A 23,431-nucleotide genomic window follows, 5' to 3' on the forward strand; every position below is an offset into this window, starting at 1 on the left:
GCGGCGCTCGCGGGTGCCTGCGGGCGGAGAGGCCCGCCTCACACGATGTTCAGCAGCAGGTGCCCGGATGACACGGTCGCCCCGACCGACGCGTTCACGTTGGCGATGACCCCGTCCTTGTGGGCGGTGAGCGGCTGCTCCATCTTCATCGCCTCGAGCACACACACCAGGTCGCCCTTGACGACGCGGTCGCCGTCCGCAACGGCCAGCTTCACGATGGTCGCCTGCATCGGCGCCTTCACCGAGTCCCCGGTCGCCGTGACAACAGCGCCCCCGCTCGCCCGCCGCGGTGGTGGCGGCGCCGCGGTCTCCCCGAGCAGCTTGCCGGGCAGCGACACCTCGATGCGCTTGCCGTCCACCTCGACGACGACGTTGTGACGCGTGGCGACCGGATGCTCCGGCAGCGCCCCCGCCCACGGCTCGATGTCGTTGTCGAAGTCGTTCTCGATCCACTGCGTGTAGACGCTGAAGTCCTCCGCGAACGCCTTGTCGCGCACCACCTTGCGGTGGAACGGCAGCACCGTCGGCAGCCCGGCGACCTCGAACTCGTCGAGCGCGCGGCGCGACCGCTCGAGCGCATCCTCACGGGTCGCCCCGGTCACGATCAGCTTCGCGAGCAGCGAGTCGAACGCGCCGCTGATCACGTCGCCGGTGGTCACCCCACTGTCGACGCGCACGCCCGGCCCGCCGGGAAAGCGCAGCACGTTCACCGGCCCCGGCGACGGCATGAAGCCGAGCCCCGGGTCCTCGCCGTTGATCCGGAACTCGAACGAGTGCCCCTGCGGCGCCGGGTCGTCGTACTCGAGCACGCCGCCCTCGGCCAGCCTGAACTGCTCGCGCACCAGGTCGATGCCGGTGATCTCCTCGGAGACCGGATGCTCGACCTGCAGTCGCGTGTTCACCTCGAGGAACGAGATGGTGCCGTCCGCTGCCACCAGGAACTCGCAGGTCCCGGCGCCGACATACCCGACCTCGCGCAGGATCGCCTTCGACGACTCGTACAGCAGCTCATTCTGCTCGGCGCTCAGGAACGGCGCCGGCGCCTCCTCCACAAGCTTCTGGTGGCGACGCTGCAGCGAGCAGTCGCGCGTCGAGATGACGACAACGTTGCCATGGGCATCCGCGAGGCACTGGGTCTCGACGTGCCGCGGCCGGTCCAGGTACTTCTCGACGAAGCACTCGCCGCGCCCGAACGCAGCGACCGCCTCGCGCGTCGCCGACTCGAACAGCTCGGCCACCTCGTCGCGGTTCCGCGCGACCTTCAGCCCGCGCCCGCCACCGCCGAACGCGGCCTTGATGGCGACCGGCAGCCCGTGCTGGTCCACGAATTCGAGCACTTCGGATGCGTCGGCGACCGGGTTCAGCGTCCCCGGTGCGAGCGGCGCGCCGACCTTCTCGGCGATGTGACGCGCCGACACCTTGTCGCCCAGCTGACGGATGGCGTGCGGCGGCGGACCGATCCAGGTCAGGCCGGCGGCGATGACCGCTTCGGCGAAGTCCGCGTTCTCGGCGAGGAAGCCGTAGCCGGGGTGGATCGCATCCGCCCCTGACCGGCGCGCGATGGCAAGGATCTTGTCGATCACCAGGTACGTCTCTGCGCTGGTCGACCCCTCGAGCGCGTACGCCTCATCGGCGAGCTTGACGTGGCGCGCGTCTCGGTCTTGGTCTGCGTAGATCGCCACCGAACCCAGTCCGCTGTCCTTCGCTGCCCGGATCACGCGAACGGCGATCTCTCCACGGTTGGCAACGAGGACCTTCGAAATCTGGGGCATGATCATTGAGTTTATTGGCGAGCAGACCGGTCCATTTGGACTCTCTCCACAAAAAGTGCAGGTCAGACTCGGCGCACCCCTACAACGGCGGGTCGCCCCGTGACGGCACAGGGTGAGCGGCGCCTACACCCAGAGCTCGTGCCAGCTCACGCCGAACCCGCGCAGGAGCCCCCGCACGGTCGACAGGGAGAGCCCGACCACCGCGTGCGGGTCGCCGGCCACCGACGTGATGAACGGAGCGCCGAGCGAGTCGATAGTGAACGCGCCCGCAACCTTCAGCGGCTCGCCGGTGGCGATGTACGCCTCGACCTCGTCGTCGGTGATGTCCGACGCGAAGGTCACGCCGGCGGTCGATACCGCGCCGGCAGCACCGGATGCTTGTCCGCCGCGATGGTCGATCAGCCAGTGCCCGGAGTGCAGCAGCCCGCTCCGCCCGCGCTGCAGCTGCCAGCGCTCCCGCGCCACCTCCATGGTGTGCGGCTTGCCGAACACGGCGCCGTCCAGCTCGAACGCCGAGTCGCCACCGAGAATGAACCCGTCGACCTCCGGCCCCGCAACCGCCTCGGCCTTCAACCGGGCCAGCAGCTGCACCATGTCCGGTGCGCTGAGCGGTCCGGCCGCCGCCACCGCCGCATCTTCGTCCACCTCGGACGGCAACACGACCGGTTCGACGCCGGCTGCGCGAAGTGTCGCCAGGCGGGCGGGTGAGGTGGAGGCGAGGTACAGCCGCACTGGCGCTCCTGTGTCAGTCTTGGATGATGGGCGAAAATCTGGGCAGCCGCATCGAACTTGAAGTCTCAAACGTAGCCCACGGTGGCGTGATGGTCGCGCGTCACGAGGGCAGGGTCGTGTTCGTCGCCGATGCCATCCCGGGCGAGCGCGTCCTAGCCGAGATCACGGATGACTCGAAGGCGAAGTTCTGGCGCGCCGACACCGTCCAGGTGCTGGAATCAAGCGAGCATCGCCGCCCCCACGTCTGGTCGGCGGCGTCGATCGATCGTGCCCCAGCCGACCGCGCCGGCGGTGCCGAGTTCGGGCACATCGATCTCGAGCACCAGCGCGAGCTCAAGCGCCACGTGCTGACCGACTCGCTGAAGCGCATGGGCCGGGTCGAGACGGATGTCACGGTCGAGAGCATCGAGGGTGAGCCGACGACCGAAGCGCCGGGCACCGGATGGCGCACCCGCCTCCACCTGCACGTCGCCGACGACGGCACTGTTGGCCCGTACGCCGCGCGTTCGCACCGCGTCATCCCGGTCGACGACGTGCCGCTCGCCACCGAACAGGTGCGGGCCATCGCGCCGCTCGACGAGCGTTTCCCGGGTGCGACCTCCGTTGACGTGATCGCGCCGTCCGTGGGCAACCCATGGGTGCTCTCCGGCGCGGGCAAGCGCACCACCATCACCGAGCGGGTCGGCGACCGCGACTTCCGGCTCGACGTTCGCGGCTTCTGGCAGGTGCACCGGAACGCCGCCCAAACCCTCACCGAGGCTGTGCAGTGGGCGATCGACCCCGAGCGCTTCGACGCGCGCGCCACCAACCTGGACCTGTACGGCGGCGTCGGCCTCCTCGCCGCTGCGGTCGGCGACCGGTTCGGCCCAGCGACCCGGATCACCACGGTCGAGAGCGATTCGACCGCCACCGACCACGCATCCGGCAACCTGGTCGAGTGGGTCGGCGCGCGGGCGATCACCGCTCGCGTCGACCGCTACCTGTCCCAGCTGGTCAAGGAGGGCGCCCGGATGCGCGATGCCACTGTCGTGCTGGACCCGCCCCGCTCCGGCGCGGGCAGACCGGTCGTCGACCGGCTCGCCGACCTCGGCCCGGCGCAGCTGGTCTACGTCGCCTGCGACCCGGTCGCCCTGGCCCGCGACGTCGCACTGTTCGCCGATCGCGGCTACCGGCTGCAACGCATCCGGGCCTTCGACCTGTTCCCGCACACCCACCATGTGGAGGCGGTTGCGGCACTGGTGCGAGACTGACTCGCCACTAACATGGGGGACAAACCTCAGGAGTGTGTTCAACGAAATGGTGCAGACGGCGACGGATGAGTCGGAGCAGGCGGCTGGAAGCAAGCCGGCTCGGGTGGGCGTTGTTGACGACCACGAGTCGGTCCGACTGGGCTTGAAGGCCGCGTGCCTCGACGCGGGGTACGAGTTCGTGTTGGCCGCGGCCTCCGTCGAGGAGTTCGTCGCGCAGCTGGACGGGCGCGAGTGCGATGTCGTCGTGCTCGACCTGTCGCTCGGCAACGGATCGAGCGTGACCGAGAATGTGAAGAGCATCCAGGCACTCGGATGCGCGGTGCTGATCCACAGCATCGCCGACCGGGTCGCGTTGGTGCGGGAAGCGCTCGCCGCCGGAGCAGCGGGCGTCATCCCCAAGGCTTCCGCGACGAAGACCGTCATGTCGGCGATCTCGACCGTCGCGCGCGGCAACGTGTTGAACAACCTGGAGTGGGCCACCGCGATCGACGCCGACCGCGACTTCGCCAAGGCGCAGCTGGGGCGGCGCGAGCGGGAGATCCTGCACCTGTACGCCTCGGGTCTGCCGCTGAAGGCCGCCGCCGAGCAACTCGGAATCGGCTACGCGACCGCGCGGGAGTACCTGGACCGCATCCGCGTGAAGTACGTCGAAGTCGGCCGACCCGCCCCGACCAAGGTCGACCTGCTGCGCCGCGCCGTCGAGGACGGCATTCTGCCAGGGCTCCCGGTCGAAGAGCCGGACGGTGACTGAGGCGACCGTTCAGGCGACGCCCCGACGTCGCCCGATCAGCAAGCAGCAGATCGAGACCGTCGTCTCACGGTCGGTCGCGATTTTCGGACTGTTGTTCGGCGCACAGACCTTCCCGGTGATGCTCGGCCAGCTCGACGAGCTGCCGCCGGTGTGGGCATGGACGATGAACATCGTCATCTTCGGCAGCCTGCTGTTCAGCGTGGTCGCGTCGGTGCTGAAGCGCTGGGTGCGCACCGCCAACCTCATAGTCGCGTTCGCCTACCTGGCGGCGTTGAGCAGCTGGCCGCTCGCCGTGAACGACCCCTCGATGGTCGCCGGGGACCGGCCGTGGCTGTGGTTCCTGTGCACCGTCGCGACGGCAGCGGCCGCGGTTGCGCTGCCGGTGTGGATGGCGACCGCGTACTTGATCATCGCGCCGACTGTGTACGGCGTCATCCGGCTGTTCCCGTCCGGTGGCGGCGCCAAGTGGGACCTGGCTGCTATCGACACGCTCTACGCGGTCATCCTCGGCGGAGCGGTGCTTGTGCTCATCACGCTGCTGCGCCAGGCCGCAGCAGGTGTCGACGCCGCGCAGAGCACTGCGGTGTCGCGCTACTCGCACGCGGTGCGGCAGCACGCGACCGAGGTCGAGCGGGTGCAGGTCGACTCGATCGTGCACGACAGCGTGCTGACGACCCTGCTCGAGGCGGCGCGCGCCCACACTCCGGATGCGATGGAGCTGTCGTCCCGGATGGCCGCCAACGCGATCGGTCACCTGCAAGAGGCTCAGGTCGCGAGCCCCGACGACGAGTCCACCATCGACCTGCACAAGCTTGCCGCGCGCATCAGTGACGCCGCGAAGACCCTGTCGGCACCCATCGAGGTGCGCATCCGGGCCATCGGGTCCGGGAGCGTGCCGGTGCAGACCGCCGAGGCGCTGTACTCGGCGGCGATGCAGGCGATGGTGAACAGCCTGCAGCACGCCGGGGATGATCCCAAGGTGCTGCGCTGGGTCACCATCCGCGGCATCGGCGAGGATGGCATCCACATCGAGGTCGGCGACACGGGCGTCGGGTTCGACTTCGTGGCGGTGCCGACCGAGCGACTCGGCCTGCGGGTGTCGATCATCGAGCGTGTCGCCAACATCGGGGGAGCGGTCGACGTCGACTCCAGCCCGGGCGAGGGCACAGTCATCACCATCACCTGGCCGGAGGTGGAAGCGTGATCATCACCGTTCCGCGCTATCTGATCGTCGCGCTCGCCGCTGTGTTCTCCGGCTACCACCTGCTGCTCGCGACCTACTCGCTCAACGCTCCGATCGACAAGGGCCCGTACATCGCCGCGATGGCGCTGTACGCGCTGGCGACTGCCGCGAGCCTGTGGGCGACCGGGTCGAGCCGGATGCCCGCGTGGCTGGCCGCCTGCAACGTCGCCGTGGCGATCATCATCCCGGTGCTGGTGACCACCCAGCTGCCCGCGAACCAGCCGATCGGCAACGACTATTCGACCTGGTATGTCGCGGCGATCGGCACGCTCATGGTGATCACGTCGACGCGTAAGCGGCACGTGTTCGCGTGGGCGGGTGTCGCCGCCCTCGTGGTGCACACCATCGTCTGGGCCGGCCCCGCGGCGCTGCCGACCATCGGCGTGCTGGGCAGCGTGGTCTGGGTCGGCGTGTCCCACGCATTGTCGGTCTCGCTCGCCAAGGCCAGCGCGGATGCCGAGGAGTACGTGGTCGCGGAGCGTCAGGCGGCCGCGTGGCAGGCGGCGCAGGAAGCGCACCTGTTCGAGCGGCAGTTCCGGTTGCGTCAGACGAGCCGGATGGCGCTGCCCATGCTGCGCCGCATCGTCGCGAGCGGCGGTGACCTGACCGAAGAGCAGCGGCGGGAGTGCCTGAACCTGGAGGGCGCCATCCGGGACGAGATCCGCGGCCGTAAGCTGCTGAACGCAGCGGTGCGCGAGCACGTGATGTCCGCCCGCCGCAAGGGCACGATCGTGACGCTGCTCGATGAGGGCGGTCTGGACGACCTGCCGGAGGACGAACTCGACCGCGTCCTGGCTGACCTGGCCGACGCCATCCGTTCCACCACGGCCGACCGGTTGATCGTGCGAACCGTGCCGGAGGGGTCGGATGTCGCGGTGACAGTGGTCGGGCTGAGCTCGGGTGATGGCGGCAGCGCGAGCGCACTCGGGCACCCAGAGGAAGACGACGAGGACCAGGTCGACCTGTGGTTGGAGATCCCACGTACCGCTGGCTGACGCGCATCGGTGGAGCAGCTAGTCGCGACACCCATCTGCTAAGAGCGCGTGCCTACAATGGGGGGTCTTAGCCGACAAGCTGGACGGCTTCCGCCGATCGCGTACCGGGGTGCCTCCGCAGCGCCAATCCACTCCTCGTCCTGCGTCCCGACGTGACGACCCAGAGGCGCGCAGCCGCCCCGCCAGGAAGGGGTTGTGCAGATGTCAACTGAGCAGTCCGACGACGAGCGCCGCGAACCCGCTTCCGAGAGCACGCCGGTGCCGAAGCCGGTGCCGCCGCTTGAGCGCAGCAAATTCGGAGGCACCGAACGCCGGCACGAGCGCCCTGTCGAGGCCGAGGCACCGGTGTCGCGCAGCGACCTCAGCAAGGGACCGACAGAGCTTCTCGAGCACCGCACCGCCCGCATCAACTGGCGCGTGCTGGTGGTCTCCTCTGTGGTGATCCTGGTCTTCTCGGTGTGGGTGATGCTCGTGCCAGACTCCGCCCGCGCGACGATGCTTTCGGTCGTCAACTGGATAGCGACGAATCTCGGCTGGTACTACGTGCTCACCGTCACCCTCGTGATCGGGTTCGTGCTCTGGGTCGCGTTCTCCAAAGAGGGCAAGGTGCGCCTCGGCCCCGACCACTCGCGGCCCCAGTACAAGCTCTTCACCTGGGTCGCGATGCTCTTCGCCGCGGGCGTCGGCATCGACATGCTGTTCTACTCGGTCACCGGCCCTGTCGTGCAGTATCTGGACCCGCCATCCGGTGAGGGCGGCACCGCATTCGCGAGACAGGAGGCGGTCGTCTGGACGATGTTCCACTACGGCATCGCAGGCTGGTCGATGTACGCGCTGCTGGGCATGGCGATGGGGTACTTCGCCTACCGCTGGGGCATGCCGCTGTCGATCCGCGCCGCCCTCTACCCGCTGCTCGGCAAGCGCGTGCGCGGCCCGCTGGGCGATGGCATCAGCATCATCGCCCTCGTCGGCACGGTGTTCGGCGTCGCCACGTCGATGGGGATCGGCGTCGTGCTGCTGAATGTCGGCTTCTCGCTGCTGTTCGGCCTGGAGCAGGGTCTTGCCCTGCAGATCGCGCTGGTCATCGTCGCGGTGGTGCTCACCGTCGCGGCTACCACCTCGGGCGTCGACCGCGGCATCCGGTGGATCTCCGAGCTGAACCTGTGGAGTGCGGCGGCGATGATGGTCTACATCCTCGTCACCGGCGAGACGGCGTTCCTGCTGAACGCGCTCGTGGAGAACATCGGCCGCTTCTTCGTCACCCTGCCGGAGCGCACGCTGCAGACCTTCGCGTACGAGCCAGACGGCGCGGAGTGGATGGGCGGATGGACACTCTTCTTCTGGGCGTTCTGGCTGGCGTGGGGGCCGTTCGTCGGTGTCTTCCTCGCCCGGATCTCGCGTGGCCGCACGTTGCGCGAGTTCGTCATCGCGGCGATCACCGCGCCGGTGCTGTGCGACTTCATCATCGTCTCGCTGTTCGGCAACTCTGCCCTGTTCGAGGTGTTGCAGGGCAACACCGAGTTCGCAGACCTCGCGGTGGCGAGCCCGGAGCAGGGCTGGTACGCCCTCTTGGAGATGTTCCCGGGCGCGATCTTCCTGATCGGCTTGGCGACCCTCTCCGGGCTGCTGTTCTACCTCACCAGCGCGAACTCCGGCGCGATGGTGATGTCGAACTTCTCGTCCTCGATCCCGGATCCGGCGCAGGACGGCCCCAAGCGGCTGCGCATCTTTTGGGCGCTGCTCACCGCGCTGCTCACGGTGGCGATGCTCATCGCTGGCGGTGTGACGACGATGGAGTACGCGACGCTCATCTTCGCGCTGCCGGTGACCATCATCGCCTACCTCGTGATGATCTCCTTCTCGAAGGTTTTGCGGATGGAGCGCGCAGAGCGGGAGGGTCAGGTGCTGCTGAGGCGGTCGATGGCGCCCACCGGCGGGCACGTGCCGGAGCGATCGTGGGTGCAGCGGCTCGAGCGGATGCGCGCATTCCCGTCGAAGCGTCAGGTCGCGCAGTTCCTCGACCGCACGGTGCGCCCGGCGCTGGAGGACGTCGCCGTCGAGTTCCGGAACCAGGGCTACCAGGGGGAGCTGAGCTCCATGGCCGGAGCTGCCGGTATCGACGAGCCGGTGCTGCGGGTGTCGATGGACTCGTTCCGCCCGTTCCACTACCAGGTCGCCATCGTCGAGGCGCCGGTGCCGATGTTCACCGGCCGGATGTCGCGCGAAACCGACGTCTACTACCGGCTCGAGGTGTTCACCCAGACCGGCTCCGGCGGCTACGACCTGATGGGGCTCACGAAGCAGCAGGTGATCGACGACGTGCTCGACCGTTACGAGGCTCACCTCGCGTTCCTCACCTACTCCACCGAGACCGACACTCTCTCGGTCATCACGCCTCCGTTGCCGGATGCGTCTGGGCCGGCGTCGGCGATCCCAACGGACGCGGACGACATCCAGGACCTCGACGACGAGCGCGACTGACCCGCATTCGCTGGCCCCGGGATCGCGCAGCGATCGTCTCGAAACCCCTTCGGCGCCCGAGCGTGTCGACCAAGAAGAGAAGGGCCGGGACATAAGTCCCGGCCCTTCAAGCTTCGAGTCAGGGCGATAACCCGAATATCGCCCTGACCCGCCCCCAAGTCATTAGCCCGCTTACCCTAGTCGGCTAATGAGTGGCGGTGTTTCTCTACGAGGAGCAACATCCGCACTACTAGTTTGAGGTGTAGCCAGAGTACCGCACAGTCGTCATTTTGGGGGACTTCCGGGGGACACTTTTGTGCCCCAATTTGGTCACGATCGTCGGTATATCGCGGCTGTCGCGGCGAAGGCGCCGCAAAAACGGGGTACATCTCATGGTTTGATCGACGTCCCCCCAGATCAGGGGATACCCCCAAAAGCACGCCCCAAACGGTGTTGCCGACCTCAGCCGAAGGTGCGCCAGGAGGTGATGCCCCGCACAATTGGCGTGCGGATCGGGCGCTGCGAGTTCTCCCACGCACTGCGCTTGACCGGAGGCGCCTGCCGCCCCTCCAGCTCACCGGCGATCGCCGTCAGCACCGCCGTGACGGCAGCCAGCTCCTCCCGAGTGGGGTTGCCCCGCACCAGCCGGATGTCCGGACCTTCCGTCGCATCCGTCACAGCGGGATGTTCCCGTGCTTCTTCGGCGGGGTGCTCGCGCGCTTGGTGCGCAGCGCCCGCAGCGCCTTGACGACCGTCACGCGGGTTGCGGCCGGTTCGATGATGCCGTCCAGCTCGCCACGCTCTGCGGCCAGGAACGGGCTGGCGACGTTGTAGGTGTACTCGTTGGCGAGCCGGGTGCGCACCTCGTTGACGTCCTCACCGGCCGCCTCCGCTGCCCGCAGCTCACCGCGGTACAGGATGTTGACCGCGCCCTGGCCGCCCATGACCGCGATCTCGGCGGTCGGCCACGCGTAGTTCAGGTCGGCGCCGAGCTGCTTGGAGCCCATGACGATGTAGGCGCCACCGTAGGCCTTGCGGGTGATCACGGTCACCAGCGGCACGGTCGCCTCCGCGTACGCGTACAGCAGCTTCGCGCCGCGACGGATGACGCCGGTCCACTCCTGGTCGGTGCCCGGCAGGTATCCGGGCACGTCGACCAGCGTGAGGATCGGGATCGAGAACGCATCGCAGAATCGCACGAACCGCGCGGCCTTCTCGCCCGCGTCGATGTTCAGCGTGCCCGCCATGGCGTTCGGCTGGTTGGCGATGATGCCGATCGGGCGGCCCTCGACGCGGCCGAAGCCGACGACGATGTTCGGCGCGAACAGCGGCTGGGTCTCCAGGAAGTCGCCGTGGTCGACGATGTGCTCGATGATCGTCTTGACGTCGTACGGCTGGTTCGGCGAGTCCGGGATGATGGTGTTCAGCCGACGGTCCTCGTCGGTGATCTCGAGCTCTGCCTCGTTCTCGTACACCGGCAGGTCGGCGAGGTTGTTGTCCGGCAGGAACGACAACAGCGTGCGCACGTAGTCCAGCGCGTCGTCCTCGTCGCTGGCCAGGTAGTGGGCGACTCCGGATGTCTTGTTGTGGGTGAGCGCGCCGCCGAGCTCCTCCATGCCGACGTCCTCGCCGGTGACGGTCTTGATGACATCCGGGCCGGTGACGAACATCTGGCTGGTCTTGTCGACCATCACCACGAAGTCGGTGAGGGCGGGCGAGTAGACCGCACCGCCGGCGGCTGGACCCATCACGATGGAGATCTGCGGGATGACTCCGGATGCCTGAGTGTTGCGCCGGAAGATCTCGCCGTACTTGCCGAGCGCGACCACACCCTCCTGGATGCGCGCGCCACCGGAGTCGAGGATGCCGATCACCGGCACGCCGATCTTCATGGCCAGTTCCATGACCTTGATGATCTTCTCGCCGGCGACTTCGCCGAGCGATCCGCCGAAGATGGTGAAGTCCTGCGCATAGACGGCGACCTGCCGGCCGTGGATGGTGCCAGTGCCGGTGACGACTGCATCACCGTAGGGGCGGTTCTTCTCCATCCCGAACGCGTGGGTGCGGTGGCGCACGAACTCGTCGAGCTCGACGAAGGTGCCGTGGTCGAGCAGCTGTTCGATCCGCTCGCGCGCGGTCTTCTTGCCCTTGGCGTGCTGCTTGGCGATTGCTGCCTCGCCGCTCGCCGTGACGGCTTCGTGGTAGCGCGCCTTGAGGTCGGCGAGCCGTCCCGCGGTCGTGTTCAAGTCGGGTTGGGTCGTCTCAGTCACGCGTTCACTTTACCGGCGGTGTCGGAAACGGCTCTTGCCCCATGCCGCCAGTGTCGGCCGCCGGATTCGGTAGGTCATCGCATTGCCGACCCGTGTGAGGCGAGGAAGGCGTCGACCTCGTCGAGGGTTGGCCCGGTGGCCGGGCCGATGCGGGTGACCGCGATGGCGGCGCTCGCGTTGGCGCGGCGGGCGGCGTCAAGCGGTGGGAGACCGGATGCGAGCGCCGCCGCGAACGCGCCGACATGGGCGTCCCCGGCGCCGTTGGTGTCGACCGCGGCCACCGCGAACCCGGGCACTGCGCGCGGCTCGCCGCCCGGCTCGGCCACGACGCAGCCGTCCGCGCCGGTGCGCACCACGGCGCCGCATCCGGTGTCCGCGATCAGCCGTGCGGCCGCCTCGGCGCTCGCCGCGCCCGTGTCGGCGAGCGCTTCGGTGAGGTTGCAGCTCCACCACGTGGTGGCATCCTGAACCGCGGCCAGCGTGTCGGCCGGGATGTCGAGCACGAGGGGACCGGGATCAGTCACCACGGTCACCCCGCTCGGCAGCGTGCTCAGCCAGCCGGTGATCGCCGATCGGCCGGGCTCCTGGAGCAGCCCATACCCGGAGACGAAGACGAAGTCGCCGGGTTCGACCGCCAGCGCATCGAGCTGCTCCCTGCTCAATCTCGCCTCCGCCCCGACGGTCGTAATGAAGGTGCGCTCGCCGCTTGCGTCGGTGAGGGCGACGTCCCAGCCGGTGTCGGCATCCGGGATCGGATCCGCGGCGACTGCGATGCCGGCTTCCCGCAACGCGGCCCTTGCGAGGTCGCCGAACGGGCCGGTGCCGTGCGCGCCCCCGTAGACGGCGGGCAGCCCCTGGCGGCTGGCGGCGACCATGACGTTGTAGCCGGCGCCGCCGACGAAGAGCCCGCCCGACTCGGTCAGCACGTCGCCCCCCGCGGCCGGCAGCTCGTCGAGCTTCGCGGCGATGTCGATCACCACGTCGCCGACGCACACGAGTTTGGCGGTCATCGGCGCAGGCTCAGCAGTCGGTCGGCGATCGTCTCCAGCTCGAGGCCGTTGACGTCTCGGATGATTGCGAGCGCTTCCGCGGGAAATCCTTTGGTCCCCAGACACGCGCCCAGGATCGCGCCGACCATCGCGCCGATTGTGTCGCTGTCGCCGCCGAGACCGGCGGCGGCAAGGCACGCCGACCACGGGTCATCCGGGAACGTCGCGATGATGCCGAAGGCCGCGGGGACCGACTCCTGTGTGGCGAGGCTCGTGCCGATGAGCGACCGGATGCGGCGCACCGAGTCCTCTGGGTCACCCGGCTCTCCGAGCGAGATCGCCCACTCGATCCGCCGCGCGACCTCACCACCGGCGGTCCAGTGGCCGCGTTCGCCGCCCAGGTCGGCCGCGGCGATGCCCGTGCGGACGGCGAGGGAAACGCCCGCCCCGTCGATGCCAGCGCTGACCGCCCCGGCGACCGCAGCCGCGCCGGCGATGGCGATCGTCGTGTTGTGGGTCACGGCGCTCGCCCGAGCCACCCGGTCGACCAGCTCGCCCAGGTCATCCGACGGCACCACGATCCCCACCGGCGTCACCCGCATTGCTGCGCCGTTGGTTGCGCCCTCGCGACCGGCCTGATCGACCGGGGTGCCTGCCAGGATCGCCTCGACCGCGGCCTTCGTGGACGGGCCGAGCAGGTCGAGCGAGCCGCGGGAGCGCATGTCCTCTTCCCACGCGATGAGGCTGCGCGCGAACCGCTCGGCGTCCACATGGCCGTTGCCGTCGATGAGGGCATCGGCGAGCAGCAGCGCCTGCTCGGTGTCGTCGGTTACCGATCCGGCGGGCATGCCGGCCGCGATCGGATGCGCGGGGTCGGCGGCGCGGAATCCGTCCAGCCGACCGAACCGCGCGGCGATCTCATCCGGGGACAGCATTTGCGTCGGCATCCCGAGCGCGTCGCCGATGGCAAGGCCGTACAGCGCCGCCACCGCCCGATCGCGTGTGGACTCGGTCACCGTCGGGCGGTCTCCGCTGCGAGCACCGCATCGGTCGTTGTCAGTTCAACCAGCGGGGCGTACAGCGCCATCGCGTCGAGCGCGCGCTGGTGGTCGGTGTCGCTCGCGCCAGCGCACGCATCCGTCGCGATCCGCACGTGCACGCCGCTGTCGGACATCGGCAGCGCGGTCGACAGCACGCAGCAGTCGGTGGAGACGCCGACCATCACCACCTCGGCGGCGTTGTTGATCGCCTCCGCGAGGCCGTCGTCCCACTTGCCGAACCGCTCCCGGTCGATGACCGTCTGGCCGGCGTACCCGAGACCATCCGACAGTTCGTAGAGGTGCGCGTTGGCCGGATCCAGCGCGAACGGCCACAACTCGAAGTAGGGCACCCATGCGCCATCCGGATGCTCGGGCGCGAGGTACCGGGTGAACACGACGCGCTCGCCGAACTGGTCGACCAAGCGGCGCACGTTCGGCACGATCTCGTCGTACCGCGGGGCGGCCCACTGGCTGGACGGGTCACCGAAGATGGGTTGCATGTCGATGACCACGAGCCAGGGCTCAGTGGACCGCTCCGCGTTCGAGGTCATACCCGCTCGGACTCCAGGATCGGTGCCTCCTCCTGGCGGCGGACGGCGCCGCGACCGAAGAGGACGACGACCAGGTAGCCGATGACCAGCGCGACGAGCACGCCGAGGTTGGCGCCGCCCCAGACGCCCTCGCGTCCGCCGAGGCCGAACACATCGAGCAGGTAGCCCTGCCACTGCACCCACTCAGGACCGAAAGCGTTGTAGACCAGTCCCCAGCCGAGGAAGGTCGCCACAATCAGCGTTCCGATCGACAGCCAATTGACCGAACCGTAGCGGCCACGACGGTCGAACAGGTCACGGTCGGAGTACGGCGCCTTGCGCAGGGTTAGGTCCCCGAGGAAGATGCCGCACCAGGCCGCGATCGGGACACCGAGGGTGATCAGGAACGCCTGGAACGGCCCGATGAAGTCGGTCGCGATGAAGACGATGTAGATCGTGCCGATGATCATCAGCACACCGTCGATCGCCGCAGCGACCCAGCGCGGCACCCGCAGGCCGGTGCTGAGCAGCGCCAGACCGGACGAGTAGATGTCCAGGATGGCGCCGCCGATCAGGCCGAGCACCGCGACGATCGCGAACGGGATCAGGAACCAGACCGGCAGGATTGTCGAGAGCGCACCGATCGGGTCGGCGCCGATGGCGCCGCGCAGGTCCTCCGAGGAACCGGCGAGCAGCAGACCGAAGATGACCAGGATGATCGGCGCCAGCGCCGCGCCACCAGTGGTCCAGCCGACGACGCCGGGGGAGGACGAGCTGCGCGGCAGGTAGCGCGAGTAGTCCGCGGCCGCCTGCACCCAGCCGAGGCCGAACCCGGTCATCATGAAGACCAGACCGCCGATGACCTGCGGCAGGCTGCCATCCGGAATCCCGAGCACGGACTGGAAGTCGATCTGTGGCAGCACGAGCACGATGTAGACCACGGTCAGGACAGCGGTCACGATCGTGATGACCAGCTGCATGCGCATGATCATGTCGAAGCCGTAGATACCGCCGGCGAGAATCAGCCCGACCACAATGATGAGCGCGATCACATCGATGACCGGGCTGCGCTCCACCCCGAGCGCGGAGATCACCGTCGAGGTGGCGAGCACCGCGAGAGACGCGAGCACGGTCTCCCAGCCGACGGTGATGATCCACGCGATGGCGGATGGCAGTCGGTTGCCGTCGATGCCGAATGGCGCGCGGCTGAGGGTCAGCGTCGGCGCCGACCCGCGCTTGCCGGCGAGCGAGACGAAGCCGCACAGCAGGAAGGAGACGACGATGCCGATGATCGCCACGATCGTCGCCTGCCAGAACGAGATCCCGAAGTCCAGCAGGAACGCGCCGTAGCTGATGCCGAAGATGGAGACGTTGGCGGCGAACCAGGGCCAGAACAGGTTTGCTGGTCGGCCCTTGCGTTCGCTTTCGTCGATGGGGTTGAGGCCGTTGGTCTCAATCTCGAGGGCTTTGCTCTTGGGTGAATCGGTGGACGTGCTCACTGTGGTTGCCTCCTTGAGGCGGTCAGGTGTGGGCGTGCCTTATGGCTGCCGATGGCTCACAGGGTACCGCGCAGGTTAACGCCAGTCCACGTGCCGCGCGTAGCCTTGAGCGATGGACTTCCCGCGCAGTCGGCCATTGGTACCCGAGCTGGAGTCGCTCGCGCAGGCGACCTCCACAAACGACATCCTCGCGAGCAGTGTCGCGGGCCGGCCGCACTTCTCCACGGTCGTCACGCTCGACCAGACAGCCGGCCACGGCCGGCTCGGACGCAGCTGGGTGACACCCCCCGGTGAAGCGCTCGCGGTGTCAGTGCTGTTGCGCCCCTTCGACCGTCTGCCGACCGACAGCCTGGGCTGGATCACCCTGTGCGCCGGGCTCGCCATGACCCGCGCGGTGCAGTCGCTGCTGCCCGAGCGCCACGTCGCGCTCAAGTGGCCGAACGACGTCCACATCGACGGACGCAAGGTCTGCGGCGTCCTCGCCCAGCTGCTGCCCGGTTCCACCATCGTCGTCGGCGCAGGCCTCAACCTCACGATCGACGAGGAAAAGCTCCCCGTCCCCACGGCCACGTCGCTGCGCATCGGTGGTGCGACCGGCGAGGCGATCGAGCTCGCCGACCAGGCACTCGCGGTGTACCTGCGCGAACTGCAGCGCCTCTGGGATCGGCTGATCAACGCGCGGGGGGATGCCGACATCAGCGGCATCCGGAGGGAAGTCACCGAAGCCTGCAGCACCATCGGCCGCTCCGTGCGCGTCAACCTGCCCGACGGGAGCGACCTGCACGGCAAGGCAACCGCGCTGGACCGCTTCGGCCACCTCGAATTGAACGCGGATCCGGATGGCGCGTCGCAGACCGTCACCGCGGGCGACGTGACGCATCTGAGGTATGAATGAACCATGTCATCCCCGGGTCAGGCGCAGGAGTCCGTTGTCGCCAGACTCCGGCCGCACGGGCGGGCGCTGTTCTGGCCGTCGCTGTTCCTGGCCGCGGCGGTCGGCGCGATGACCTACTTCTACGGGTCGTTCGCTGAGACCTGGCAGAACCTTGCCGTGCTGTTCGGAGGTCTGCTGTTCATCGTGCTCGCTTGGCTGTTGCCGCTGCTGAGCTGGCTCGGGCACCGTTACATCATCACCACCCGCCGGATCGTCATGCGCCGGGGGTTCTTCGTGCGCGTGCGGCAGGAGCTGCTGCACAGCCGCGGCTACGACGTGACGGTGCGGAAGAACGCGATGCAGAGCATGTTCCGCAGTGGCGACGTGCGCATCAACACTGGGCTGGAGCAGCCGGTCGTGCTGCGCGACGTGCCGAATGCCGACCTGGTGCAGGGTGCGCTGCACGACCTGATGGAGGCGAGCATGAACCCGATCGCCGCCCGCAGGCAGGCCGAGGAAGCGCATCCGGATGAGACGACCGCGTGGGGCACTCGCTGAATCCCTCCGCTGGCCCCGGGATCGCGTAACGATCGTCTAGTCCGCTGGCCCCGGGATCGCGCAGCGATCGTCTCGAAACCAGCCCGACAACGGACCGGTTCCGAGACGATCGGCTACTGGCTCAGTCGCTGAACCGGTCAGGGAACTGCTCGATGATGCCGTTCGCGAGGGCATCCGCCATCTCCAGGATGTGGTGATGGATGCGGTCGTACTCGGCGATGTCGGCATCCCAGTCGCCGGTCAGGCGCGCGGTGGCCTCGGCAAGCGTCTGGTCGAGATGCCCGCGCATCATCTTCTTCATCACGCCGAACTTCCAGGCCGGGTTCGCGTCGGCCAGGAACCGCGAGATGTCGTCGCCGTTCTTGTACCAACGGTCACTCTGCACCTGCACCGCGGCTGAGTCGCCGGCCTTCGCGGCGGCCACGAGATCGGCGGCGCCGAGGATGTGCTCGCGCAGCAGTTCGGTCAGCGCGGCACCCGCCTCGTCGCCGTAGAACACCGCCATCGCGTCACCGATGTCGGCCTGGTTCTGCAGCAGGCGGCCGGCGGTGGCGTCGAGGTCGGGCAGCTCAGCGATCGCGCTGACAATGTAGAGCCTCGTCCAGATGATGTGGTCCTCCCAGAGCTTGCGCATGTCCTGGTTGAAGGCGACAGGGTCGATGCCGTCGGCAGTTGCGGCTGGCGGCGCGTGGTGATCGCTTCCGTGGGCGATCGGGGCGGATGTCTCGGCTGGGCTGCAGGCAGCGACGCCGAGTGTCATGCCGAGCGCGAGCGCGATGCCCGCGAATCGGCGTGTTGTGCGGTTCATGGTGTCTCCTCATTGAGCGGCCCGCGAGTGGTAGAGGCGCGGGCGGGATAAGAAGCTGACTCGCTACCCCGTTGCAAATAGACAACATCGATTGACTATAGAACTATTCCCGCGGCGCACCAACGGTTAACGTGCGCGCCACCGCCCGGTAAGCGCCGGACCGTACCGTGGGCCCCGATGAGGATCTCAGTCATCGGATGCGGTTATCTCGGCGCAGTGCACGCGACGTGCATGGCGCAACTCGGTCACGACGTCGTCGGCATCGACGTCGACGCGGCGAAGGTGGCGGCGCTCGCCGCGGCACGCCCGCCGTTCTTCGAACCCGGGCTTGGTGAACTGCTCGAGTCGACGCTCGCGACCGGGCGCCTGCGCTTCAGCACCGACATCGCCGATGCGGCGGATGCCGAGGTGCACTTCATCGCGGTCGGCACGCCCCAGCTGGCGGGCAGCGACGCCGCCGACCTCAGCTACGTGCGGGCGGCGATCTACTCCCTGGTGCCGGTGCTCGCGCCCGGTGCGCTGGTGGTCGGCAAGTCGACAGTGCCGGTCGGTACTGCGGCGATGCTCAGCCACGTGATCCAGCCGACGGGCGCCCGTCTCGCCTGGAACCCCGAGTTCCTGCGCGAAGGCTTCGCGATCAGCGACACCGTGTCTCCCGATCGCATCGTCTACGGCGTCGCCCCCGGCGACGCGCTCGCCGAGGCGCAGCTCGACGAGGTGTACGCTGGGGCGCTCGCCGTGGGCACGCCGAAGGTCGTCACCGACTACGCAACCGCCGAGCTCGTGAAGGTCTCGGCGAACGCGTTCCTCGCCACCAAGATCTCCTTCATCAACGCGATGGCTGAAATTGCCGAGGCCACCGGCGCGGACGTGACCCAGCTGGCGGATGCGATCGGCCACGACGCGCGCATCGGTCGCCGCTTCCTGAACGCCGGGCTCGGCTTCGGCGGAGGCTGCCTGCCCAAGGACATCCGCGCGTTCATGGCCCGCGCCGAGGAGCTCGAGGTCGACCAGGCGCTCACCTTCCTGCGCAGTGTCGACGCGATCAACCTGCGCCGCCGCGACCGGATGGTCGACCTGGCCCGCGAGGCGGTGGGCGGCAGCCTGGCCGGCAAGCGCGCCGCGGTGCTCGGCCTGGCGTTCAAGCCCAACTCCGACGACGTGCGCGACTCACCGGCGCTGGATGTCGCCGCACGACTGGTGGCAGCGGGCGCCTCGGTCCGCGCCACCGACCCGAAGGCGATCGAGACCGCTCGCCTCCGGCATCCGGAACTCCACTACGTCGAGGACTGGACGGATGCGGTCCGCGGCGCCGACGTGGTGCTCGTGCTCACCGAGTGGGATGACTACCGGCGGCTGGATCCGGATGCGGTCGGCTCAGTCGTGACTCGCCGCGCGATCGTCGACGGGCGCAACTGCCTGGATCCGGTGCAGTGGCGTGAAGCCGGCTGGCACTACCGGGCGCTCGGCAGGCCGCCCGCGGTCGGGGCTGAACACCCAGGTGCGGTACAGCCAGAAGCGGAACGCGGCGCCGAGCGCGAGGCCGATCACGTTCGAGGAGATGTTGTCCGCCAGCAGTGAAGTGAAGCCAAGCAGGTAGTGCGACACCCACAAGCAGGCGAGGCCGATGGCCATCCCGCCGACGCTGACCAGCGCGAACTCGATGCCCTCGCGCAAGGTGTTTTCGCGGCGGGTGGCGCCGAAGGTCCAGTACCGGTTGCCGAGCCAGTTCGCCACGATCGCGACCGAGGTGGAGATCACCTTCGCGATCACCGGGCCCTCGTACAGAACATCGGGGGACAGCACGGTGATGCGCAGCACGTTGAAGATCGTCACGTCGAGCATGAAGCCGAAGCCGCCGACGACGCCGAAGCGCATCAGTTGCGTCAGCAAGGCTTTCATCGGGCTCCCGGGGTGACGCCCGAGGCAATGGGCGACAATGGACGTGTGCGGTTGGCAGTCTAACCGCGGCAGCTTTCGAATCCCTTGGAAGGATCAGCATGCGGGTTGGCGTGATCGGTGGCGGGCAGCTGGCGCGAATGATGATCCCGGCGGCGGTGAACCTCGGTGTTGAGCTGCGCGTGTTCGCCGAGGACGAGGGGATGGCTGCGGATCTGGCCGCGGCGGTCGTCGGCGACTACCGGGATCCGGATGAGGTGCTCCAGTTCGCCGAGGGCGTGGACGTGATCACCTTCGACCACGAGCACGTGCCGCAGCTGGTGCTGCGCAAACTGGTGGAAGCGGGCGTCGCGGTGCGCCCGGGACCGGATGCCCTGCTGTACGCGCAGGACAAGCTGCTGATGCGGCAGAAGCTCGCCGACCTGGGCCTGCCGGTGCCGGTGTGGGCGCGAGTGGAGAACTCGTTCGAGCTGGGGGAGTTCCTGGCCGAGAACGGCGGCACCGCGGTGGTGAAAGCCGCGCGCGGCGGGTATGACGGCAAGGGCGTGCGCGTGGTTCGGGCCGCGCACGAGGCGGATGACTGGTTCGCGACCCTCGCCGAGGACGCCAACGGCGGAGCGCTGCTGGTCGAGGAGCTGGTGGATTTCCAGCGCGAGCTTGCCCAGTCGGTTGCCCGGCGCCCGTCGGGGCAGATCCTGGCCTGGCCGGTGGTGGAGAGCGTGCAGCGCGACGGCGTGTGCGCCGAGGTGATCGCGCCGGCTCCCGGCGCGCTCGGGAAGGTCGCGGATGTCTCGTCGGACATCGCTTACACGATCGCCGAGAAACTGGGCGTGACAGGTGTGCTCGCCGTGGAGCTGTTCGAGACGACGGATGAGCGGGTGCTGGTGAACGAGCTGGCGATGCGTCCCCACAACTCGGGGCACTGGGGCATCGAGGGATCGACGACCAGCCAGTTCGAGCAGCACCTGCGGGCGGTGCTCGACCTCCCTCTTGGAGCGACCGGGGTGCGGGAGCCGTGGTCGGTGATGATCAACGTGTTCGGCGGTGCGAGCGGGGTGCCCATGATCGAGCGGTACCCGCTCACGCTGGCCGAGCATCCGACCGTGAAGGTGCACAACTACGGCAAGGAGCCGCGGCCCGGACGCAAGCTCGGGCACGTGACGGCGACCGGTGCTGACCTCGATGAGGTTGCGTACGAGGCTCGGGCGATGGCGTCGAAGTTCGAGGTGTAGGCGCGCCGTTCTCGGCCTCCGCAAGGTGGGCGCAAGTACGATTGACCCCATGCCTGAACCGCTCGTCGCTGTGGTCATGGGGTCGGACTCGGATTGGTCGGTGATGAGCGCCGCCGCCGAGGTGCTCGACGAGTTCGGCGTGCCCTACGAGGTGGAGGTCGTCTCGGCGCACCGTACCCCGGAGAAGATGATCCGGTTCGGCACGGATGCTGCAGCCCGCGGCATCCGGAGCATCATCGCCGGCGCCGGAGGTGCGGCCCACCTGCCCGGCATGCTCGCCTCGGTGACGACACTGCCGGTGATCGGCGTGCCGGTGCCGCTCGCGAAGCTGGACGGCCTCGATTCGCTGCTGTCGATCGTGCAGATGCCGGCTGGCATCCCGGTCGCGACCGTGTCCATCGGCGGGGCGCGCAACGCGGGCATCCTCGCGGTCCGGATGCTTGCATCCGGCGACCCGGAACTCACCGCCCAGCTCGCCGACTTTGCGAAGGACCTTGAGCAGCAGGTGGCGCAGAAGAACGCCGCGCTCAAGTCGACACTGTGAGCGCGATCAGCCCGATCCGGTATCCGGACCAGACCTCCAGGCCGATCATGACGAAGCGGGCCTGGTGGCTCGTGGCGCTCAACCTGCTCATCCCCGGCTCGGCGCAACTGCTCGCGGGCAACCGCCGGCTCGGCAAGTTCGGTGTGAGCATGACGTTCCTGCTCTGGTTCCTCGCCATCGCCGCGCTGATCACCTACTGGGTGGCGCCGCGCATCATCTTCTCGCTGATCTCGAACCCGATCGCGCTCACCGTCGCGCAGGTGCTGCTGGCCGGGTACGCGGTGCTCTGGGTGGTCCTGACGCTGGACACCCTCCGGCTGGTGCAGTTCATCCGCACCAAGCCGAACGCGCGCCTGTTCGTCGCGCTGTTCGCGATCATCGGCCTCGTTGCCACCGCGGGCGTCGCCGGGTACGGCGCCACGGTGGCCGGCTCGGCGCGCTCGGCGATCACCTCGATCTTCGACGACGGCGCGTACGTCGAGCCCTCGAACGGCCGCTACAACATCATGCTGCTCGGCGGTGACGCCGGCCCCGACCGGGAGGGCCTCCGCCCGGACAGCATCTCGCTCGCCAGCGTCGATGCCGAGACCGGCGCGACGGTCATGGTGGGCATTCCGCGCAACATGGAGTTCATCCGGTTCAGCGACGATTCGCCGCTGTGGGGACCGTTCCCGGATGGTTACAACTGCGGCGACGAGTGTCTCATCAGCTACCTATACACGTACGGCGAGGAGCATCCGGAGCTGTATCCGGATGCCGCCGCGAACGGCAGCTCGCCCGGCATCGAGGCAATGCGCGACGCGGTCGGCGGGGTGCTTAACCTGGATGTGCAGTTCTACGCGCTCATAGATATGGAGGGCTTCTCGCAGCTGATCGATTCGCTCGGCGGTGTGACCATCAACGTGCCGGCGCGCACGCCGATCGGCCCGATCACCGCGCCGGAGCCGTTCGGCTACATCGAGGCGGGGGAGCAGGCGATGGATGGCGCGACCGCGCTCTGGTACGCGCGCTCCCGGTTCGACAGCAACGACTTCGAGCGGATGGCGCGCCAGCGGCAGGTGCAGGAAGCGATGCTCCGGCAGTTCACGCCCGCGAACGTGCTCGCGCGGTTCGAGGATGTCGCCGCCGCGGGCACGCAGGTGGTTAGGTCGGATATCCCGTCGGTGATGCTGGGGCTGTTCGTTGATCTGGCGTCGAAGTCGCGCGAGTTGCCGCTGGTCGACCTTGAGCTGGTGCCGCCGGAGTTCAACCCGGCCGCGCCGGACTATGGCGCGATCGAGGCGGCGCTGGCGGATGCGTTCGTGCAGTCCTCGAACCCGCCGTCGCCCCCGCCGCAGTAGCCACTCTCGTTGTCGCCGGCCCGACTGCGAACCCTCGAGTTGCCCACTTCGGCCCCTAATTCGGCCTGGAAGTGGGGCGGAAGTGGGCAACTCGGCGGTCGCGACAGGTTCGACCGCCGGGTGCTCGACGACCGAGAACTAACCGACCGGCACCAACCGCACTTCGCGCAGCTCGCCGGCATCCGCCATGGCGGTCACGTACGTTCCGACCGGCTGCCTGCGCCGATCGGTTGGCGAGCCGGGGTTCAGCAGCCGGAGCCCGCCCGGCGTGACGCTGTCCCACGGAATGTGGCTGTGCCCGAAGACCAGCACGTCGACCTCCGGGTACAGCGCGGCGCAGCGCGCCTCTCGCCCGGGAGCCGGTCCGGTTTCGTGCACCATTGCGAACCGGATGCCCTCCAGCTCGACCCGCGCGACCTCCGGCAGCCGCGCCCGCAACTCTTCGCCGTCGTTGTTGCCGAACACTCCGACGACTCGCGCGGCGCGGCGCTCCAGTTCGTCGAGCAGATCGACACTCACCCAGTCGCCCGCGTGGAACACGATGTCGGCGGCCTCAATCGCCTCCCACAGTGCTGCCGGCAGGTCCCGAGCCCGCCCGGGCAGATGAGTGTCGGAGACGATGACGAGCCGGCTGGACATGAGGGC

At 68.6% G+C, this 23,431-nt stretch carries 21 protein-coding genes and 1 pseudogene; 11 read left to right on the top strand and 11 right to left on the bottom strand.

Annotated features, from left to right (window positions below; genetic code table 11):
• Positions 1-38 precede the first annotated feature (38 nt).
• Both IRG63_RS12535 and IRG63_RS12540 read right to left on the bottom strand, forming a co-directional pair.
• Positions 39-1,772: a biotin carboxylase N-terminal domain-containing protein gene (locus IRG63_RS12535; RefSeq protein ID WP_168626403.1), complete on the bottom strand. Its 1,734-nt coding sequence runs from the start codon at positions 1,770-1,772 to the stop codon at positions 39-41.
• Between the two features lie 123 nt (positions 1,773-1,895).
• Positions 1,896-2,504, bottom strand: a complete 609-nt coding sequence (locus tag IRG63_RS12540) for a Maf family protein (RefSeq protein ID WP_168626404.1) — start codon at positions 2,502-2,504, stop codon at positions 1,896-1,898.
• A 26-nt stretch (positions 2,505-2,530) separates the two neighbouring features.
• On the opposite strand from IRG63_RS12540, the gene IRG63_RS12545 reads away from it, so the two are divergent.
• From IRG63_RS12545 to betT, 5 genes are all read left to right on the top strand, one after another.
• A complete protein-coding gene (locus tag IRG63_RS12545) occupies positions 2,531-3,754 on the top strand; it encodes a class I SAM-dependent RNA methyltransferase (RefSeq protein WP_193510337.1) in 1,224 nt (407 codons plus the stop codon).
• A 46-nt stretch (positions 3,755-3,800) separates the two neighbouring features.
• Positions 3,801-4,505: a response regulator transcription factor gene (locus IRG63_RS12550; RefSeq protein WP_168626897.1), complete on the top strand. Its 705-nt coding sequence runs from the start codon at positions 3,801-3,803 to the stop codon at positions 4,503-4,505.
• Entirely contained in the window at positions 4,498-5,709 is a 1,212-nt protein-coding gene (locus IRG63_RS12555; protein WP_168626406.1) for a sensor histidine kinase, read from the top strand. Before IRG63_RS12550 ends, IRG63_RS12555 begins: the two co-directional genes overlap by 8 nt.
• On the top strand, positions 5,706-6,743 hold the full coding sequence (locus IRG63_RS12560; RefSeq protein ID WP_370566264.1) for a hypothetical protein: 1,038 nt from the start codon (positions 5,706-5,708) through the stop codon (positions 6,741-6,743). The genes IRG63_RS12555 and IRG63_RS12560 overlap by 4 nt, the downstream gene beginning before the upstream one ends.
• Before the next feature lie 201 nt (positions 6,744-6,944).
• Positions 6,945-9,224, top strand: a complete 2,280-nt coding sequence (gene betT, locus IRG63_RS12565; protein WP_193510338.1) for a choline BCCT transporter BetT — start codon at positions 6,945-6,947, stop codon at positions 9,222-9,224.
• A gap of 441 nt (positions 9,225-9,665) precedes the next feature.
• Here the strand turns inward: betT and IRG63_RS12570 are convergent, their stop codons facing one another.
• The 6 genes from IRG63_RS12570 to IRG63_RS12595 form a co-directional block, all read right to left on the bottom strand.
• Positions 9,666-9,881, bottom strand: coding sequence for an acyl-CoA carboxylase subunit epsilon (locus IRG63_RS12570; RefSeq protein ID WP_193510339.1), 216 nt, complete (start codon positions 9,879-9,881; stop codon positions 9,666-9,668).
• Entirely contained in the window at positions 9,878-11,473 is a 1,596-nt protein-coding gene (locus IRG63_RS12575; RefSeq protein WP_168626409.1) for an acyl-CoA carboxylase subunit beta, read from the bottom strand. The genes IRG63_RS12570 and IRG63_RS12575 overlap by 4 nt, the downstream gene beginning before the upstream one ends.
• A gap of 74 nt (positions 11,474-11,547) precedes the next feature.
• Entirely contained in the window at positions 11,548-12,483 is a 936-nt protein-coding gene (locus IRG63_RS12580) for a PfkB family carbohydrate kinase (RefSeq protein ID WP_193510340.1), read from the bottom strand.
• On the bottom strand, positions 12,480-13,478 hold the full coding sequence (locus IRG63_RS12585) for an ADP-ribosylglycohydrolase family protein (RefSeq protein ID WP_193510342.1): 999 nt from the start codon (positions 13,476-13,478) through the stop codon (positions 12,480-12,482). The genes IRG63_RS12580 and IRG63_RS12585 overlap by 4 nt, the downstream gene beginning before the upstream one ends.
• Complete coding sequence (locus IRG63_RS12590) at positions 13,475-14,053, bottom strand: cysteine hydrolase family protein (protein WP_193510343.1); 579 nt, start codon at positions 14,051-14,053, stop codon at positions 13,475-13,477. The genes IRG63_RS12585 and IRG63_RS12590 overlap by 4 nt, the downstream gene beginning before the upstream one ends.
• A complete protein-coding gene (locus IRG63_RS12595; protein ID WP_168626413.1) occupies positions 14,050-15,531 on the bottom strand; it encodes a cytosine permease in 1,482 nt (493 codons plus the stop codon). Before IRG63_RS12595 ends, IRG63_RS12590 begins: the two co-directional genes overlap by 4 nt.
• Positions 15,532-15,643: 112 nt before the next feature.
• Between IRG63_RS12595 and IRG63_RS12600 the strand changes: the two genes are divergently transcribed.
• Both IRG63_RS12600 and IRG63_RS12605 read left to right on the top strand, forming a co-directional pair.
• On the top strand, positions 15,644-16,426 hold the full coding sequence (locus IRG63_RS12600; RefSeq protein WP_193510344.1) for a biotin--[acetyl-CoA-carboxylase] ligase: 783 nt from the start codon (positions 15,644-15,646) through the stop codon (positions 16,424-16,426).
• Between the two features lie 3 nt (positions 16,427-16,429).
• On the top strand, positions 16,430-16,963 hold the full coding sequence (locus IRG63_RS12605) for a PH domain-containing protein (protein ID WP_193510345.1): 534 nt from the start codon (positions 16,430-16,432) through the stop codon (positions 16,961-16,963).
• 121 nt (positions 16,964-17,084) lie between these two features.
• On the opposite strand, the gene IRG63_RS12610 is transcribed toward IRG63_RS12605, so the two are convergent.
• Positions 17,085-17,771 carry a hypothetical protein gene (locus IRG63_RS12610; protein ID WP_227412153.1) on the bottom strand — a complete coding sequence of 229 codons (687 nt, stop codon included), beginning with the start codon at positions 17,769-17,771 and terminating at the stop codon, positions 17,085-17,087.
• Between the two features lie 177 nt (positions 17,772-17,948).
• On the opposite strand from IRG63_RS12610, the gene IRG63_RS12615 reads away from it, so the two are divergent.
• Positions 17,949-19,352, top strand: a complete 1,404-nt coding sequence (locus IRG63_RS12615) for a UDP-glucose/GDP-mannose dehydrogenase family protein (RefSeq protein ID WP_193510346.1) — start codon at positions 17,949-17,951, stop codon at positions 19,350-19,352.
• Here IRG63_RS12615 and IRG63_RS12620 read toward each other — a convergent pair.
• A pseudogene (locus IRG63_RS12620) lies at positions 19,323-19,673 on the bottom strand (GtrA family protein); the annotation flags it as partial. The gene IRG63_RS12615 and the pseudogene IRG63_RS12620 overlap by 30 nt on opposite strands.
• A 98-nt stretch (positions 19,674-19,771) precedes the next feature.
• Here IRG63_RS12620 and IRG63_RS12625 point away from each other — a divergent pair.
• From IRG63_RS12625 to IRG63_RS12635, 3 genes are read left to right on the top strand one after another with little or no spacing between them, the layout of a single operon-like run.
• On the top strand, positions 19,772-20,902 hold the full coding sequence (locus tag IRG63_RS12625) for a 5-(carboxyamino)imidazole ribonucleotide synthase (RefSeq protein WP_193510347.1): 1,131 nt from the start codon (positions 19,772-19,774) through the stop codon (positions 20,900-20,902).
• A gap of 49 nt (positions 20,903-20,951) precedes the next feature.
• Positions 20,952-21,446, top strand: a complete 495-nt coding sequence (gene purE, locus IRG63_RS12630) for a 5-(carboxyamino)imidazole ribonucleotide mutase (protein WP_168626417.1) — start codon at positions 20,952-20,954, stop codon at positions 21,444-21,446.
• Complete coding sequence (locus IRG63_RS12635) at positions 21,443-22,786, top strand: LCP family protein (protein WP_193510348.1); 1,344 nt, start codon at positions 21,443-21,445, stop codon at positions 22,784-22,786. The genes purE and IRG63_RS12635 overlap by 4 nt, the downstream gene beginning before the upstream one ends.
• Positions 22,787-22,924: 138 nt before the next feature.
• Here the strand turns inward: IRG63_RS12635 and IRG63_RS12640 are convergent, their stop codons facing one another.
• On the bottom strand, positions 22,925-23,425 hold the full coding sequence (locus tag IRG63_RS12640) for a metallophosphoesterase (RefSeq protein ID WP_193510349.1): 501 nt from the start codon (positions 23,423-23,425) through the stop codon (positions 22,925-22,927).
• Positions 23,426-23,431 lie beyond the last annotated feature (6 nt).

This window comes from Cryobacterium sp. BB736 (genome assembly GCF_014980265.1).
Taxonomy (GTDB): Bacteria; Actinomycetota; Actinomycetes; order Actinomycetales; family Microbacteriaceae; genus Terrimesophilobacter.